Raw genomic sequence first — 14,824 nt, 5'->3', positions numbered from 1 at the left:
GTTTGCTGGCGATCTGGCTGTCGCTGGCGTTGGGGCCGGTCAGTCTGCCGTTGTTCGATACCTTGCGCGCCGCCCTGCGCATGATCGGTGTACCGCTGGCGCCGGACGGGCTGGAGCAGGCTGAGCTGATTCTCGGGCAGATTCGTTTGCCGCGTACGCTGCTCGGGTTGGCAGTGGGCGGTGTGCTGGCGCTGTCCGGGGTGGCGATGCAGGGGCTGTTTCGCAATCCGCTGGCCGATCCGGGGTTGGTCGGTGTCTCGAGCGGCGCGGCGTTGGGCGCTGCGGTGGCGATCGTCGGCGGTTCGTTTTTCGGCGGTCTGCCCGAGTGGTTCGGGCCTTATCTGCTGTCGGTTTGCGCGTTTCTTGGCGGGCTCGGCGTGACGGCGCTGGTCTATCGCCTCGGTCGCCGCAACGGGCAGACCCATGTGGCGACCATGTTGTTGGCGGGTATTGCTCTGACGGCTCTGGCCAGTTCGGCGGTGGGGTTGTTTACCTATCTGGCCGACGACGCAACATTGCGCACATTGACGTTCTGGAACCTGGGCAGCCTCAACGGCGCGAGTTATGCGCGGTTGTGGCCGCTGCTGATCATCACTGCCGGTGTTGCACTCTGGCTTCCGCGTCGGGCGAAGGCACTCAATGCATTGCTGCTTGGCGAGTCGGAAGCCGGGCATCTGGGGATCGATGTCGAGCGGCTCAAGCGTGAACTGGTGTTTTGCACGGCGCTGGGCGTCGGCGCAGCGGTGGCCGCGGCGGGCATGATTGGCTTTGTCGGATTGGTGGTGCCGCATCTGGTGCGCATGCTCGCGGGGCCGGATCACCGGGTATTGCTGCCGGCATCGGTGCTGGCCGGTGCCAGTCTGTTGTTGCTGGCGGATCTGGTGGCGCGTCTGGCGCTGGCACCGGCGGAGCTGCCGATCGGCATCGTCACCGCGTTCATCGGTGCGCCGTTCTTCCTTTATCTGTTGCTGAGAGGGCGTGCCTGATGCTGCGTGCGCACAATCTGCACATCCGCCGTGGCCGCAAGACCGTTCTGGCCGACGTCAGCCTGCAACTCGAACCGGGCGAAGTGCTGGGTGTGCTGGGGCCGAATGGCGCCGGCAAAAGCACCTTGCTCGGTGCGCTTTGCGGCGAGTTGAGCGTCAGCGACGGGGAAGTGCTGCTGGACGGTGAGGCCTTGAGCCATTGGAGCGGCACTCAGCGCGCCCAGCGGCTGGCGGTGTTGCCGCAGGTGTCGACCCTGGACTTTGCCTTTCGTGTTGAAGAAGTGGTCGGCATGGGGCGTCTGCCTTATCAGAGCGGGCGGGTGCGCGATGACGAGATCGTCGCTGCCGCATTACGGGCGGCCGATGCCGGACACCTGAGAGGCCGCAGTTATCTGGCACTGTCCGGCGGTGAGCGTCAGCGGGTGCATCTGGCGCGGGTGCTGGCGCAGCTCTGGCCGGGGCAGGCCGGGCAGACCCTGTTGCTGGATGAGCCGACTTCGATGCTCGATCCGTTGCATCAACACACTACCCTTCAAGCCGTGCGCGAATTTGCCGATCGCGGCGCGGCGGTGCTGGTGATCCTGCATGATCTGAATCTGGCGGCGCGCTATTGTGATCGCATCCTGCTGCTGGAAGGCGGGCGCCCGGTCGCACTGGATACACCTGAGCAGGTATTGCGTCCGGAATCGCTGAAGGCGGTTTTCGGTCTGGAAGTGCTGGTGCAACCGCACCCGGAGCGCGGGCATCCGCTGATCATCGCCCGCTGATTTTGTCATCGAGGTGAAGGTATGCGCAGGATTTTGCTGTTGGCGGTGGTGTGGCTCGCAGGCTGCCAGCATGTTGCGGCGCCGCCGGTCGTTGGCGAGATCCGGGATCTGCGCAGTGGCGAGAGGCTGACGGCGCAGCAATTACTGACTCAGCTGAGCAATCCATCGCGGGTGGTTATCGGCGAGCAGCATGACAACGCCGATCACCATGCCATTCAATTGTGGTTGTTACAGAACCTCGAAGACTCGCGCCCTCAGGGCAGCCTCCTGCTGGAAATGCTGACACCCGATCAACAGTCGCGGGTTGATGACGTACGACATGCCTCAACGCCGCCGGCGGATCTTCCTGCTGCATTGGCCTGGCAGGACGGTTGGGACTGGAATCTCTACGGGCCGATTGTTCGGTTCGCCCTGACGCAATCCTGGCCTTTGCTGGCGGCCAATCTTGATAACATCGAAATTCGCGCGTTCTATCGCGATCCTCCTGTCCTGAGCGGCGAGCGCAGCAACGCCAAATCTGTGAAAGAAACGTTGTTGGAGCAGATCGGCGATTCTCACTGCGGCTTGCTGCCGTCATCACAGATGCCGGCGATGCTGGCGGTTCAGCAACAGCGGGATCGACGCATGGCCTCGCGATTGTTGGCGGCGCCCGCGCCTGCCTTGTTATTGGCGGGTGCGTATCACGCGCGCAAGGATGTCGGTGTGCCGCTGCATGTGCTGGATCTGGGCGCGCCCGAAGCGCCGACGGTGCTGATGCTGGCGGAGCAGGGCAGTCAGATCACGGCGGCGATGGCTGATTATGTCTGGTTCACCCCCGCCACACCGAAACCGGATTATTGCGCCGAAATGCGTAAACAGTTCGGCAAAAAATGACTTTTCCACAGGCAAAAAAAGACCCGGTAAAAACCGGGTCAAATAACCGTGATTAGCCTGATGAGGAGATAATCTGAGAGTCCGAACCAAGGGCTTTTCAGAATATCGACTGATCTCGCGACCAGTTGTGATAATCATAGCGATTCTCATTACCGAGTCAACTACTGTTTTTTCATTTCTGTCGTTTTGTCCCGGCAAGGGCGTCAACGGCCTGTGTATACGGGCGTTACCTGACTGTTCGATCCCGTCAGCTGCTTGTTGAGCTCGTCGATGCGCCGCGCCATGCTTTCGATCAGGCTGTGGGCGATTTTCGGATTGCTGCGGGTCATGCTCAGAAACTGATCGCCGGGGATCAGCATCACGGTGCTCGCTTGCCGGGCAATGACTGTTGCGTTGCGCGGTTCGCCGGTGAACACGGCCATTGCGCCGAATATTTCATCCTTGGGCACGTCGCCTACCTTGTGTCCGTTAACAAACGCTTCGGCGTGTCCTTCGATAATCACGAATACATGGTCGGCGACATCGCCCTCGCGGATCAGAACGTCTCCGGCTTCGACCCGCTTGAAACCATTGGTGCTGCGAAACTCGCGCGGCTTGAACTCGGCGACTGCATGCGCCAGCAGTGCCATTTGCCCGAGCAGATAGCGCAAAAACTGTTCCGAGCGCGAAAAGTCGCCATACACATGTTGAAACAAATCGCTTCGATGATAAGGCCGTAAAGTCAGCGGGTTATCGGCGTACAAGCTGCAATCCGCCCATCCCGGACCCTGTTGCAGGCCGATCAAATCTCCCTCGTGCCAGTAAAACAAGCCGCGACCGCAGAGTCGCCCGTTGATGACACCTTGCGTCAGCAAAAACAGCTGGTCGTCCGGCAAACGTGCCAACAGATCATCCGTGGCTTCAAGTTCCAGCGCTGGCCCGCACGGCTCCAGGCCTTCAAGCCATTGCGCAGGCAAGCTCTGCAAGTGGTTGATCAATGCATCGGCCTGGGCCGATTGTTCCCCGAGCAGGTACATGGCGGTCAGTGCCCGTCAGTTCTTGTGGCGAGAGGAAATGGCTTCCAGCTGTTTGTTCAGAGCGTCCTTGCGTTCGGCTGGAATGTCGTTCCAGTGCACATCCATCAACGCCCCTTCGATCGCATACAACAACACCTTCGACGCCCGGAACCCGCGTGTGCGCACGGCCCGATAGGCATCCACGGCGCCCAGGCGACGCAGATCCGAGGCGCTGTGGATGCCCACGGCATGCAGCCATTGCGCCGACGTCTTGCCAAGATTCTTCAGGTGTTGCAGTTCATCATTCATCAAGCCTCCTTGCGACGGCCGAATGGTGCGTGGGCGATCTTCTCAGGAGTGTAGCCATCAGTAGGAAAAGCGTGGTTGTTTGGTCGGATTCAACGCAAACGCTTCTAAGAAAGGTCAGTTTCCGCGGATGAATCAGGATGGGGAGGGCGAGGGAGAATTACCAATGGCACGCAGTCCAGCGCAAAGCGGGGGCGCTGGACGGTTCAGGTTTCCAAAAGATCAGCGGGTGCGATAACGCAGGCGCGTACCGAAATTCATCGACATCAGGATTTCGTCTGCACTTAGCTCCGGCGGAAAGTAGGCACCGGAAATCTGCGCATGCGCCAGGCTCGCGCCTTCCAGCGAAGCGTTGCGAAAGTCGATGCCGCGCAGGTCGGCGGAACGGAAGTAGGCGTCCCGGAAATCCACGCCATCGGCGTTCAGTTCACGCAGGTCGAGGCCGCGAAAATCACCGCCGACCATGTCGATCGGACCGTCTTTCGGACGTTCATTGTTGAAACCTGTGATGTCGTCTTTGTGCAGCAAGGCATAAAGCGGGGTGTCGAGAAGTTTCGGCTGGCTCATGTCGTATCACCTGTTGGTTTTATGACGCCAGTATAGTGCCACTATTTGACGGCCGTGAAGCGAGCGAGGGCTTCACGGCCGAAATAGTTTCTTACAGACCTGGCAGACGCTGGCGGATCTGCGCCACGACGGTGTCCAGAGTGCCGGATTCATTGGTCTGCACGCGTTTGCTGCGCAGGATTTCATCCGGCGTCAGGGCTTCGCGGTTAGCCTGCTGTGCTTCGATCACGGCGAGGGTCGCGTCGGACGGATCCTTCTTGTCTGCCTGACGAATCGCCAGCCAGCTCTCGATCACTGCCTGTGGAGCATTGCAATCGAGGATCAGGAAAGGCGTGCCGGTGGCTTCGGCGACTTTGGCGGCGTTGTCGCGTTGTTCGCGCTTGAGGTACGTGGCGTCGATCACCACCGGGAAACCGGCGTGCAGGATGACTTCGGCGATTTCATGCAGACGAGCATAAGTCGCGGTGCTGGCATCGGCGCTGTAGATTCCGGCCTGAACATCGTTGGCAACGGTTTGCTCGCCGAACAGACGCTTGCGTTCAACGTCGGAACGCAGGCGAATCGCGCCCAGCGCTTCGACCAGACGCATGGCAACGTGGCTTTTGCCCACAGCGGATACGCCGTGGGTGATCGCCATGAAGCGCGAAGGAATGGTGCTATAGCTTTCCGCCAGGTTGGCGTAGTTGCGATATTGGCGCAGGGTCGTTGCGCGCTGCACCGGGGTTGCGTCGGCAGGCATGCTGAACAGCGCAACCTTCGCACGAACCAGTGCTCGGTACGCCTTGTAGAAGTTCAACACTTCCAGACCCTGATAGTCGCCAGTCAGCTCCAGGTATTGGCTGATGAAACGACGGGCCAGGGATTTCAGGCCACGGTCTTCCAGGTCCATCGCCAGGAAGCCAGTGTCGGCCCAGACGTCAGTGAAGCGGAACGGTTCGTTGAACTCGATGCAGTCGAAGATCACCACTTTGCCGTCGATGACGGTGGCGTTGCCCAAGTGGATGTCACCGTGGCATTCACGGGTGAAACCCTCGGCCTTGCGCTGGGCGAACAGTGGCTTGAGGCGTTCGAAGCTGCTTTCGGCCCAGGCTTTCAGCGCTTCGAGTTGCAGCAGATCGTTCTTGTCGCTGAGGAACGGCAGGATCTGTTCGAAGTTCTGCGAGACCGGCGCCATGACAGCATCCGGGGTACCGGCTTCATGCTCGGCCGGAACCTTTGGCGCATTGAGGTGGAAACGAGCGATCTGCTCGGCCATTTCGTCGATGTGTGTGGTGGTCAGTTCGCCATTGGCTTGCAGGGTGCTCAAAAGGCCGGTTTGCGGGAACTGGCGCATTTTCAGCACGTATTCGATGGCCGGGCCTTCGCCGCCCAGTTGTGGTGCTTCGGCACTGCCGGTCACTGACAACACTTCCAGATACAAATCGTCGGTCAGGCGCTGATTCAGTCGCAGCTCCTCGCCACAGAAATGCTCGCGTGATTCGAGGCTGGTGAAATCGAGAAAACCGAAATTCACCGGTTTCTTCACTTTATAAGCGTAAGGACCGGTGAGCAGAACCCACGAAATATGGGTTTCGATGACCTGAAACCCTTCGACAGGGTGCGGGTATAGGGCCGGGTTTTGCAGGGCAGCGATCAGGGACTGGCTCACGGGCGATCCTTCAGAGACTGGGGAAATTCGAGGTCGCCATTATGGCCGCTCGCCCGCCCGACGCAAACCTCGGAGCGCTCCTGTTGAGTATGAATAAAGTGCGTATAATCCGCCGCCATGACTCGTACTCGATCCCCCCGTACCCCTAAAAAACCACCTTCCCGGGGCCTGCGCCCATGGTTGGGCTGGGCCCTTAAACTCAGTCTGGTCGGCCTTGTGGTGCTGGCCGGCTTCGCCGTTTACCTCGATGCCGTGGTGCAGGAGAAGTTCTCCGGCAAGCGCTGGACCATCCCGGCCAAGGTGTACGCGCGCCCGCTCGAGCTGTTCGTCGGACAGAAGTTGAGCAAGGACGATTTCCTCACCGAACTCGATGCCCTGGGCTATCGCCGCGAAGCCGTGAGCAATGGCCCCGGCGCTGCGGCGGTCAACGGCAACACCGTCGATTTGAATACCCGTGGCTTCCAGTTCTACGAAGGCCTCGAGAAACCGCAACCGGTGCGCGTGCGTTTTTCCGGTGATTACGTGGCCGAACTGTCGGCGACGAACGGATCGAAGCTGTCGGTGGTGCGTCTGGAGCCGCTGCTGATCGGCGGGATCTACCCGAAAAACCTTGAAGACCGGATTCTGATCAAGCTCGATCAGGTGCCGCCGTACCTGCTGGAAACCCTGGTCGCCGTGGAAGACCGGGATTACTACAGTCACTGGGGCGTCTCGCCGAAGTCGATTGCCCGGGCGATCTGGGTCAACACATCCGGCGGCAAGATGACCCAGGGCGGCAGTACGCTGACTCAGCAACTGGTCAAGAACTTCTACCTCACCAACGAACGCAGCCTGACCCGCAAGCTCACCGAAGCGATGATGGCGATGCTGCTTGAGCTGCATTACGACAAGAAGGAAATTCTTGAGGCGTACCTCAATGAAGTCTTCGTCGGTCAGGACGGACAGCGTGCAGTGCACGGTTTCGGTCTGGCCAGTCAGTTCTTCTTCGGCCAGCCATTGTCCGAGCTGAAACTGCATCAGGTCGCGCTGTTGGTCGGCATGGTCAAGGGCCCGTCCTATTACAACCCGCGGCGCAACCCGGAGCGGGCGCTGGAGCGGCGTAACCTGGTGCTCGACGTGCTTGAGCAGCAGGGTGTTGCGTCTGCCGAACAGGTGGAGGCCGCAAAGAAAATGCCGCTGGGCGTGACCTCGCGCGGCAAGCTGGCCGACAGCTCGTTCCCGGGGTTCATCGATCTGGTCAAACGCCAGTTGCGTGAAGACTACCGTGACGAGGACTTGACCGAAGAAGGCCTGCGGATCTTCACCAGTTTCGACCCGATCCTGCAGATGAAGGCTGAAGCCTCGGTCAATGACACGTTCAAACGTCTTTCCGGCCGCAAGGGGGCCGATGACGTGGAAGCGGCGATGGTCGTGACCAACCCGGAAACCGGCGAAGTCCAGGCGATGATCGGCAGCCGCCAGGCCAGTTACGCCGGGTTCAACCGAGCCCTGGATGCAGTGCGCCCGATTGGCTCTCTGGTCAAACCTGCGGTTTATCTGACGGCGTTGGAAAAGCCGAGTCAGTACACGCTCACCAGTTGGCTGTCGGACGACCCGCTTTCCATCAAGGGTGCTGATGGCCAGGTCTGGAAACCGCAGAACTATGATCGTCGCTCACACGGTACGGTGTTCCTCTATCAAGGGCTGGCGCATTCCTACAACCTGTCGACTTCGCGTCTAGGGCTGGCGGTGGGTGTTCCGAATGTCCTCAAGACCATCGGGCGCCTGGGTGTGACCCGCGAGTTCCCGGCGTTCCCGTCGATGCTGCTGGGTGCCGGGGGCATGACGCCGATCGAAGTGGCGACCATGTACCAGACCCTCGCCAACGGTGGCTTCAATACGCCGATGCGCGGAATCCGCAGTGTGCTGACCGCCGAGGGCGAGCCGCTCAAGCGTTATCCGTTCCAGATCGAACAGCGTTTCGATCCGGCGTCGATCTACCTGATTCAGAACGCCATGCAGCGTGTGATGCGCGAAGGTACCGGCAGCTCGGTCTACAACGTGTTGCCCAAGACGCTGACGCTGGCCGGCAAGACCGGTACCAGTAACGATTCGCGCGACAGCTGGTTTGCCGGTTTCAGTCAGGATCTGCTGGCCGTGGTCTGGCTCGGACGTGACGATAACGGCAAGACGCCGTTCACCGGTGCTACCGGTGCCCTGCAGGTCTGGACCAGCTTCATGCGCAAGGCCGATCCGCTGCCGCTGGACATGCCACAGCCGGACAACGTGGTACAGGCGTGGGTCGATTCGCGTACCGGTCAGGGCTCTGATGCCAACTGTCCGGGCGCCGTGCAGATGCCGTATATTCGCGGCAGCGAACCGCCACCCGGCGCTTCCTGTGCGGGCGAAAGCCCTGCGTCGGGCGAGTCGGTGATGGATTGGGTCAAGGGCTGGATGAATTAAGCGAAGAGGGTTTCAAGTGAACAAGTGGTTGATTCCAGCGGTGACCGCCGTGGCTTTGCTCAGCGGCTGCTCCACCGTACAGCGTGGTTCGATCCCGGTGGTGGATGCGGGGACGACCGTGTCCAACAGTGAGCGTCTGTCGGCCAACGGCGGTTTCCGCAAGACGACGGTCAAGCGCCCGGTACAAGGTCAGGCGCAATCCCAGGCCATTCCGCAAGGCGATACCGGCGTGGTGGTGATGGTGCCGGGCGGCGGCGCCACGACATCGGCGCCGATCAGCACGTCGCCGATCGTTCCGGGCCCTGCCTCCGGAGGTATCACGCCGGGGCCATACAATCCTTCGCCGGTCGAGTCTGCGCCGATCAGCTCCGGCAGCTACAGCATGCCTTCGACGCCGAGTGGCATTCCTTCAGCCGGCAGCAGCGGCGGTCTGTCTGCCGATGAGCAACTGGACGGCCCGGTACTCGCTTTGCTGACCACTGCGCAGCAACAGCAGGCCGGCGGCGACTTGAATGGCGCATCCTCCAGCCTCGAGCGCGCTCAACGCGTTGCGCCGCGTGAGCCGCAGGTGCTCTACCGCCTGGCGCAAGTGCGTATGGCCCAAGGCGACGCTCCGCAAGCCGAGCAGACCGCCCGCCGCGCGCTGACCATGGCCAACGGCCGTCCGGACTTGCAGGCCAGCCTGTGGGAGCTTATTGCTCAAGCTCGCGAAAAACAGGGTGATTCCGCCGGCGCCGCTCTGGCCCGTCAGAAGGCCAGGGTTTCGCTGTGATGGACGCGCGTTTCTCGAAAGTCGCCGATCAACTGTTGTTGATCGAGCGTGAATTGCGCGCCCAGGGCTGGTGGGATGACGTCCAGCCTTCGGTCGAAGCCTTGAGCAGCGTCGAGCCATTCTCGGTCGACACGCTCGATTTCGAGCAGTGGCTGCAATGGATCTTCCTGCCCCGGATGAAGATCATCCTCGAGCAGAACCTGCCATTGCCCAATGCCTCGGGCATTCAGGAAATGGCCGAAATGGTCTTCGCCCAGCGTAATCTGCAGGGCAAGGACCGGCAGTTGCAGGTCTTGCTCAAAGAGTTCGACCTGCTGATCACTGCTTCACGCTGAGCGGCCGGCTGCCAGTGATCACTGGCAGTTTTCGGCAATCTGTTTCTGCGTCTCTGCGATTCGCTCCTGACGTTGCGTATCGCTCAGTCGACGCAACTCTCCCTCGGTTTCCTCCCTCAGGCGCGGATTGTTCTGCAACTGCGCCAGGTTCGTACGCGCCTGTTCGCAAAAGACCTTGAGCTGGTCCTGTTGCTCGGCGACCTGTTTTTTGACCTTGTCATCGATGGCTTTCTGATCCCCCAGCGGGCCGCTGCCTGGCATGGCTGCCGGACGCGGGGAAGACGAGGGCGGCGTTTGTACTGTCGTTGCAGACTGACCTTGTGGTGGTTGCGCATCGAAGTGCGTGACACCTTGGGCATCGACCCACTTGTAGATCTGACCGGCCATGCACCAGGGGCTGAGGCCGATCAGCAGAGTGACGAGGAGCGTTCGCATGCTGATTCCTTGGCAAAATTGCGCAATTGACGCTAACAGAGTAGCGCTTTTCAGGTTTTTTCTTGCGTTCTCATGTGCTTACCCACAATTAGGCCTAAAGACGGCTTGACTTGGAGAGGGCGAAACAGAAGAATCCAAAGTCCGCTGTACAGGGACTGCCAGAAGCAGACCCTCTCGGCAGATCATGAGGCGCATATCCGCGTCGACCTGTTACACCCGCAACGCGTTACCTCGCGCTGGGTGGGAAAGGCCCGCAACACTTGGGACGATCCCAATACTTGCTCAGTCAGTGCTGACGTAGTCGGCGACCACCGTCGCTCATGCTCTGCCGAGAAGTAAACCTATTAAGACCCGTTCGCTTTTCTGTGGACGGTATTCTGGCGTTTTAGAGGTGAACAACGTGGAGCTTTTATCTGGCGGTGAGATGCTCGTCCGCTTCTTGCGTGACGAAGGCGTCAAATATATCTACGGGTACCCGGGTGGTGCTCTCCTTCATGTTTACGATGCCCTGTTCAAAGAACCGGAAGTGACCCACATCCTGGTTCGTCACGAACAAGCGGCTACCCATATGGCTGACGGCTACGCCCGTGCCACCGGTAAGGCCGGCGTGGTATTGGTGACTTCCGGTCCAGGCGCCACAAACGCCATCACCGGTATTGCCACGGCCTACATGGACTCGATTCCGATGGTGATCATTTCCGGTCAGGTGCCAAGCACCATGGTCGGCACCGACGCGTTCCAGGAAACCGACATGATCGGTATCTCCCGGCCGATCGTGAAGCACAGCTTCATGATCAAGCACGCGTCCGAAATCCCGGAAGTCATGAAGAAAGCCTTCTACCTGGCGCAATCCGGTCGTCCGGGCCCGGTCGTGGTCGATATCCCGAAAGACATGACCAACCCGGCCGAGAAGTTCGAATACATCTTCCCGAAGAAAGCCAAACTGCGTTCCTACAGCCCGGCCGTTCGCGGTCACTCCGGGCAAATCCGCAAGGCGGCAGAAATGCTCCTGGCGGCCAAGCGTCCTGTGCTGTACTCCGGCGGTGGCGTGATTCTCGGCAACGGCTCCGCGCCGCTGACCGAACTGGCGCAAATGCTCAACTTGCCAGTGACCAATACCTTGATGGGCCTGGGTGGCTACCCTGGCACTGACCGTCAGTTCATCGGCATGCTCGGCATGCACGGCAGCTACACCGCCAACCTGGCGATGCACCATGCCGACGTGATCCTGGCTGTCGGTGCGCGTTTCGACGATCGCGTGATCAACGGCGCGCCGAAGTTCTGCCCGAACGCCAAGATCATTCACATCGACATCGACCCGGCTTCGATTTCCAAGACCATCAAGGCTGACGTGCCAATCGTTGGCCCGGTGGAGAGCGTCCTGACCGAAATGGTCGCGATCCTCAAGGAAATCGGCGAAACCCCGAACAAGGAAGCGATCACCAGTTGGTGGAAGCAGGTTGATGAGTGGCGCGGTGATCGCGGCCTGTTCCCTTACGACAAGGGTGACGGCAGCAAGATCAAGCCACAGACCGTGATCGAAACCCTGTGCGAAGTGACCAAGGGCGACGCCTTTGTGACCTCCGACGTGGGCCAGCACCAGATGTTTGCTGCGCAGTACTACAAGTTCAACAAGCCGAACCGCTGGATCAACTCCGGTGGTCTGGGCACGATGGGCTTTGGTCTGCCGGCCGCGATGGGTATCGCGCTGAGCTTCCCTGACACCGATGTTGCGTGCGTCACCGGTGAAGGCAGTATCCAGATGAACATCCAGGAGCTGTCGACCTGCCTGCAATATGGTTTGCCGGTCAAGATCGTCATCCTGAACAACGGTGTTCTGGGCATGGTTCGTCAGTGGCAGGACATGAGTTACGGCAGCCGTCACTCGCACTCCTACATGGAATCCTTGCCTGACTTCGTCAAGCTGGCCGAGGCCTATGGCCACGTCGGCGTGCGCATCACCGAATCGAAAGATTTGAAATCGAAGATGGAAGAGGCGTTCGCCATGAAAGATCGCCTGGTGGTGATCGACATTTCGGTCGACACCAGCGAGCACGTCTATCCGATGCAGATCAAAGACGGCTCCATGCGCGATATGTGGCTGAGCAAGACGGAGCGTACCTAATCATGCGGCACATTATTTCCTTGCTTCTGGAAAACGAACCTGGTGCTTTGTCTCGCGTAGTCGGCCTGTTCTCGCAGCGCAACTACAACATCGAAAGCCTGACCGTGGCGCCCACCGAAGACCCGACCCTGTCGCGTCTGACGCTGACCACTGTTGGCCACGATGAAATCATCGAGCAAATCACCAAGAACCTGAACAAGCTGATCGAAGTGGTCAAGCTGGTGGACCTGTCGGAAAGCGCTCATATCGAGCGTGAACTGATGCTGGTCAAGGTCAAGGCCACTGGCGCCCAGCGCGCCGAGATCAAACGCACCACCGATATCTACCGTGGACAGATCGTCGACGTCAGCGCCAGCGTGTATACCGTTCAACTGACCGGTACCAGCGACAAGCTCGACAGCTTCATTCAGTCCATCGGCACCGCATCGATTCTGGAAACCGTCCGTAGTGGCGTCACCGGTATTGCCCGCGGCGACAAAGTACTCAGCATCTAAACCAAATTAGCGAATGGCCTGAACGGCCTGGATATAAAGGGGAAATTCATGAAAGTTTTCTACGATAAAGACTGCGACCTGTCGATCATCCAGGGCAAGAAAGTTGCCATCATCGGTTACGGCTCCCAGGGCCACGCTCAAGCATGCAACCTGAAAGACTCCGGTGTCGACGTTACTGTCGGTCTGCGTAAAGGTTCGGCCACCGTTGCCAAGGCAGAAGCCCACGGCCTGAAAGTGACCGACGTGGCTGCCGCTGTTGCCGGCGCCGACCTGGTCATGATCCTGACCCCGGACGAGTTCCAGTCCCAGCTGTACAAGAACGAAATCGAGCCGAACATCAAGAAAGGCGCCACCCTGGCCTTCTCCCACGGCTTCGCGATCCACTACAACCAGGTTGTTCCGCGTGCCGACCTTGACGTGATCATGATCGCGCCGAAAGCCCCGGGTCACACCGTACGTTCCGAGTTCGTGAAAGGCGGCGGCATCCCTGACCTGATCGCGATCTACCAGGACGCCTCGGGCAACGCCAAGAACGTTGCACTGTCCTACGCTGCAGGCGTTGGCGGTGGCCGCACCGGCATCATCGAAACCACTTTCAAGGACGAGACCGAAACCGACCTGTTCGGCGAACAAGCCGTTCTGTGCGGCGGTACCGTTGAACTGGTTAAAGCCGGTTTCGAAACCCTGGTAGAAGCTGGCTACGCGCCGGAAATGGCTTACTTCGAGTGCCTGCACGAACTGAAACTGATCGTTGACCTCATGTACGAAGGCGGTATCGCCAACATGAACTACTCGATCTCCAACAACGCTGAGTACGGCGAGTACGTGACCGGTCCGGAAGTGATCAACGCCGAATCCCGTCAGGCCATGCGCAACGCCCTGAAACGTATTCAGGACGGCGAATACGCCAAAATGTTCATCAGCGAAGGCGCAACCGGCTACCCTTCGATGACCGCCAAGCGTCGTAACAACGCCGCTCACGGTATCGAAATCATCGGCGAGCAACTGCGCTCCATGATGCCGTGGATCGGTGCCAACAAGATCGTCGACAAAGCCAAAAACTAAGTCGTCGACCCTTGTGTGAAAAAAAACGCGGCTTCGGCCGCGTTTTTTCGTATGGGCGGACGGTTCTGGTATAAAGCTGCATCGTTTGTGGCCGAACCGTCGTCCCAGACACCTGTCGAAAATGTCCAATCCGTTGCAAGGTAATGTCCATGAGCGAACGCCCCGAAGAGCCGAACCAGGCTTCAGACGCCGAAAGCCTGCTGCCCATCGATGAACATGTCGAAGAAGGGCATGACGCAGAAGGTCGTAAAGTCCGGCATCGTGGTATCTATCTTCTGCCGAATCTGTTCACCACTGCGAACCTGTTCGCAGGGTTTTATTCCATTATCAACTCGATGAGTGCCCAGGCGGCCTTGAGCGCCGGGGACGCGGCGAATGCGAGCAAGTACTTCGCGTTCGCAGCCATCGCGATTTTTGTCGCCATGGTGCTCGACGGTCTCGACGGCCGTGTGGCGCGCATGACCAATACACAAAGTGCATTCGGTGCCGAGTACGACTCGCTGTCGGACATGGTTGCCTTTGGTGTCGCGCCGGCATTGCTGGCATTCGGCTGGGCGCTGGGTGACATGGGCAAGGTCGGCTGGATGGTAGCCTTTATCTATGTGGCGGGTGCGGCGCTGCGTCTGGCACGTTTCAACACTCAGGTCGGCACTGCTGACAAACGCTACTTCATCGGACTGGCCAGCCCGGCTGCTGCCGGTGTGGTGGCGGGGATTGTCTGGGCATTCAGCGACTACGGAATACAGGGATCGAAGATGTCGTTCCTGGTTGCGTTGATGGTCGCGGCTGCCGGCATGCTGATGGTCAGCAACATCAAGTACAACAGCTTCAAGGAGCTGGACCTGAAGGGACGCGTGCCATTCGTTGCGATCCTGGCGGTGGTGCTGGTGTTCGCCGTGGTGTTCAGCGATCCGCCGCGCATTCTGCTGCTGGTGTTCCTTGCCTATGCGGCTTCGGGGCCTGTGCAGTACCTGTTGCATCTTCGTCGCCACAAAAACGTCGAGTGATGTAATT

General features: G+C 59.7%; 15 protein-coding genes. 10 read left to right on the top strand and 5 right to left on the bottom strand.

The genetic code is table 11. The features are described from left to right. Positions 1-2 precede the first annotated feature (2 nt). The 3 genes from ACSPX5_RS19165 to ACSPX5_RS19155 are packed head-to-tail and all read left to right on the top strand — an operon-like array spanning position 3 to position 2,626. Positions 3-986, top strand: a complete 984-nt coding sequence (locus ACSPX5_RS19165; protein ID WP_439822047.1) for a FecCD family ABC transporter permease — start codon at positions 3-5, stop codon at positions 984-986. Continuing rightward, on the top strand, positions 986-1,753 hold the full coding sequence (locus ACSPX5_RS19160) for a heme ABC transporter ATP-binding protein (protein ID WP_439820088.1): 768 nt from the start codon (positions 986-988) through the stop codon (positions 1,751-1,753). Before ACSPX5_RS19165 ends, ACSPX5_RS19160 begins: the two co-directional genes overlap by 1 nt. Before the next feature lie 21 nt (positions 1,754-1,774). Then, positions 1,775-2,626, top strand: a complete 852-nt coding sequence (locus ACSPX5_RS19155) for a ChaN family lipoprotein (RefSeq protein ID WP_439820087.1) — start codon at positions 1,775-1,777, stop codon at positions 2,624-2,626. Positions 2,627-2,829: 203 nt separating this feature from the next. Here ACSPX5_RS19155 and ACSPX5_RS19150 read toward each other — a convergent pair whose 3' ends face one another. From ACSPX5_RS19150 to ACSPX5_RS19135, 4 genes are all read right to left on the bottom strand, one after another. Next, positions 2,830-3,642: a Crp/Fnr family transcriptional regulator gene (locus ACSPX5_RS19150; RefSeq protein ID WP_439820086.1), complete on the bottom strand. Its 813-nt coding sequence runs from the start codon at positions 3,640-3,642 to the stop codon at positions 2,830-2,832. Between the two features lie 15 nt (positions 3,643-3,657). Beyond that, positions 3,658-3,930 (bottom strand): TfoX/Sxy family protein, encoded by a 273-nt coding sequence (locus tag ACSPX5_RS19145; protein WP_003228231.1) that lies wholly within the window; start codon positions 3,928-3,930, stop codon positions 3,658-3,660. Positions 3,931-4,149: 219 nt separating this feature from the next. Continuing rightward, complete coding sequence (locus ACSPX5_RS19140; RefSeq protein ID WP_007959639.1) at positions 4,150-4,494, bottom strand: pentapeptide repeat-containing protein; 345 nt, start codon at positions 4,492-4,494, stop codon at positions 4,150-4,152. A 91-nt stretch (positions 4,495-4,585) separates the two neighbouring features. After that, on the bottom strand, positions 4,586-6,142 hold the full coding sequence (locus ACSPX5_RS19135; protein WP_439820085.1) for an AAA family ATPase: 1,557 nt from the start codon (positions 6,140-6,142) through the stop codon (positions 4,586-4,588). Positions 6,143-6,259: 117 nt separating this feature from the next. Between ACSPX5_RS19135 and mrcB the strand changes: the two genes are divergently transcribed. The 3 genes from mrcB to ACSPX5_RS19120 are packed head-to-tail and all read left to right on the top strand — an operon-like array spanning position 6,260 to position 9,691. After that, positions 6,260-8,584 carry a penicillin-binding protein 1B gene (gene mrcB, locus ACSPX5_RS19130; RefSeq protein WP_207864799.1) on the top strand — a complete coding sequence of 775 codons (2,325 nt, stop codon included), beginning with the start codon at positions 6,260-6,262 and terminating at the stop codon, positions 8,582-8,584. 16 nt (positions 8,585-8,600) lie between these two features. Continuing rightward, positions 8,601-9,356, top strand: coding sequence for a tetratricopeptide repeat protein (locus ACSPX5_RS19125; protein WP_207864800.1), 756 nt, complete (start codon positions 8,601-8,603; stop codon positions 9,354-9,356). Next, positions 9,356-9,691 carry a YqcC family protein gene (locus ACSPX5_RS19120; RefSeq protein WP_085712134.1) on the top strand — a complete coding sequence of 112 codons (336 nt, stop codon included), beginning with the start codon at positions 9,356-9,358 and terminating at the stop codon, positions 9,689-9,691. Before ACSPX5_RS19125 ends, ACSPX5_RS19120 begins: the two co-directional genes overlap by 1 nt. Positions 9,692-9,709: 18 nt before the next feature. Here the strand turns inward: ACSPX5_RS19120 and ACSPX5_RS19115 are convergent, their stop codons facing one another. Next, positions 9,710-10,126: a DUF4124 domain-containing protein gene (locus tag ACSPX5_RS19115; protein WP_439820084.1), complete on the bottom strand. Its 417-nt coding sequence runs from the start codon at positions 10,124-10,126 to the stop codon at positions 9,710-9,712. Positions 10,127-10,526: 400 nt separating this feature from the next. Here ACSPX5_RS19115 and ACSPX5_RS19110 point away from each other — a divergent pair, with 400 nt between their 5' ends. The 4 genes from ACSPX5_RS19110 to pssA all read left to right on the top strand — a co-directional run bounded on the left by ACSPX5_RS19110 (position 10,527) and on the right by pssA (position 14,817). Continuing rightward, entirely contained in the window at positions 10,527-12,251 is a 1,725-nt protein-coding gene (locus tag ACSPX5_RS19110; protein ID WP_439820083.1) for an acetolactate synthase 3 large subunit, read from the top strand. Positions 12,252-12,253: 2 nt separating this feature from the next. Further along, positions 12,254-12,745 (top strand): acetolactate synthase small subunit, encoded by a 492-nt coding sequence (ilvN, locus tag ACSPX5_RS19105; protein ID WP_003205610.1) that lies wholly within the window; start codon positions 12,254-12,256, stop codon positions 12,743-12,745. Between the two features lie 48 nt (positions 12,746-12,793). Further along, complete coding sequence (ilvC, locus tag ACSPX5_RS19100) at positions 12,794-13,810, top strand: ketol-acid reductoisomerase (RefSeq protein ID WP_007959661.1); 1,017 nt, start codon at positions 12,794-12,796, stop codon at positions 13,808-13,810. 149 nt (positions 13,811-13,959) lie between these two features. After that, the gene (gene pssA / locus ACSPX5_RS19095) at positions 13,960-14,817 is read left to right on the top strand and encodes a CDP-diacylglycerol--serine O-phosphatidyltransferase (protein WP_065261609.1); all 858 of its coding nucleotides are present in this window, start codon (positions 13,960-13,962) and stop codon (positions 14,815-14,817) included. Positions 14,818-14,824: the final 7 nt, after the last annotated feature.

It is taken from the genome of Pseudomonas sp. HLG18 (genome assembly GCF_051903985.1).
Taxonomy (GTDB): Bacteria; Pseudomonadota; Gammaproteobacteria; order Pseudomonadales; family Pseudomonadaceae; genus Aquipseudomonas; species Aquipseudomonas fluorescens_BT.
Note: the sequence above shows the minus strand (reverse complement) of the source record. Positions and strands in the feature narration are given on the sequence as shown.

What these genes read in the sequence shown, in the direction of transcription:
- ACSPX5_RS19160 (WP_439820088.1), top strand. Translation starts at nt 986, where the DNA reads ATGCTGCGTGCGCACAATCTGCACATCCGCCGTGGCCGCAAGACCGTT.
- ACSPX5_RS19155 (WP_439820087.1), top strand. Translation starts at nt 1,775, where the DNA reads ATGCGCAGGATTTTGCTGTTGGCGGTGGTGTGGCTCGCAGGCTGCCAG.
- ACSPX5_RS19150 (WP_439820086.1), bottom strand. Translation starts at nt 3,642, where the DNA reads ATGTACCTGCTCGGGGAACAATCGGCCCAGGCCGATGCATTGATCAAC.
- ACSPX5_RS19145 (WP_003228231.1), bottom strand. Translation starts at nt 3,930, where the DNA reads ATGAATGATGAACTGCAACACCTGAAGAATCTTGGCAAGACGTCGGCG.
- ACSPX5_RS19140 (WP_007959639.1), bottom strand. Translation starts at nt 4,494, where the DNA reads ATGAGCCAGCCGAAACTTCTCGACACCCCGCTTTATGCCTTGCTGCAC.
- mrcB (WP_207864799.1), top strand. Translation starts at nt 6,260, where the DNA reads ATGACTCGTACTCGATCCCCCCGTACCCCTAAAAAACCACCTTCCCGG.
- ACSPX5_RS19120 (WP_085712134.1), top strand. Translation starts at nt 9,356, where the DNA reads ATGGACGCGCGTTTCTCGAAAGTCGCCGATCAACTGTTGTTGATCGAG.
- ACSPX5_RS19115 (WP_439820084.1), bottom strand. Translation starts at nt 10,126, where the DNA reads ATGCGAACGCTCCTCGTCACTCTGCTGATCGGCCTCAGCCCCTGGTGC.
- ilvN (WP_003205610.1), top strand. Translation starts at nt 12,254, where the DNA reads ATGCGGCACATTATTTCCTTGCTTCTGGAAAACGAACCTGGTGCTTTG.
- ilvC (WP_007959661.1), top strand. Translation starts at nt 12,794, where the DNA reads ATGAAAGTTTTCTACGATAAAGACTGCGACCTGTCGATCATCCAGGGC.
- pssA (WP_065261609.1), top strand. Translation starts at nt 13,960, where the DNA reads ATGAGCGAACGCCCCGAAGAGCCGAACCAGGCTTCAGACGCCGAAAGC.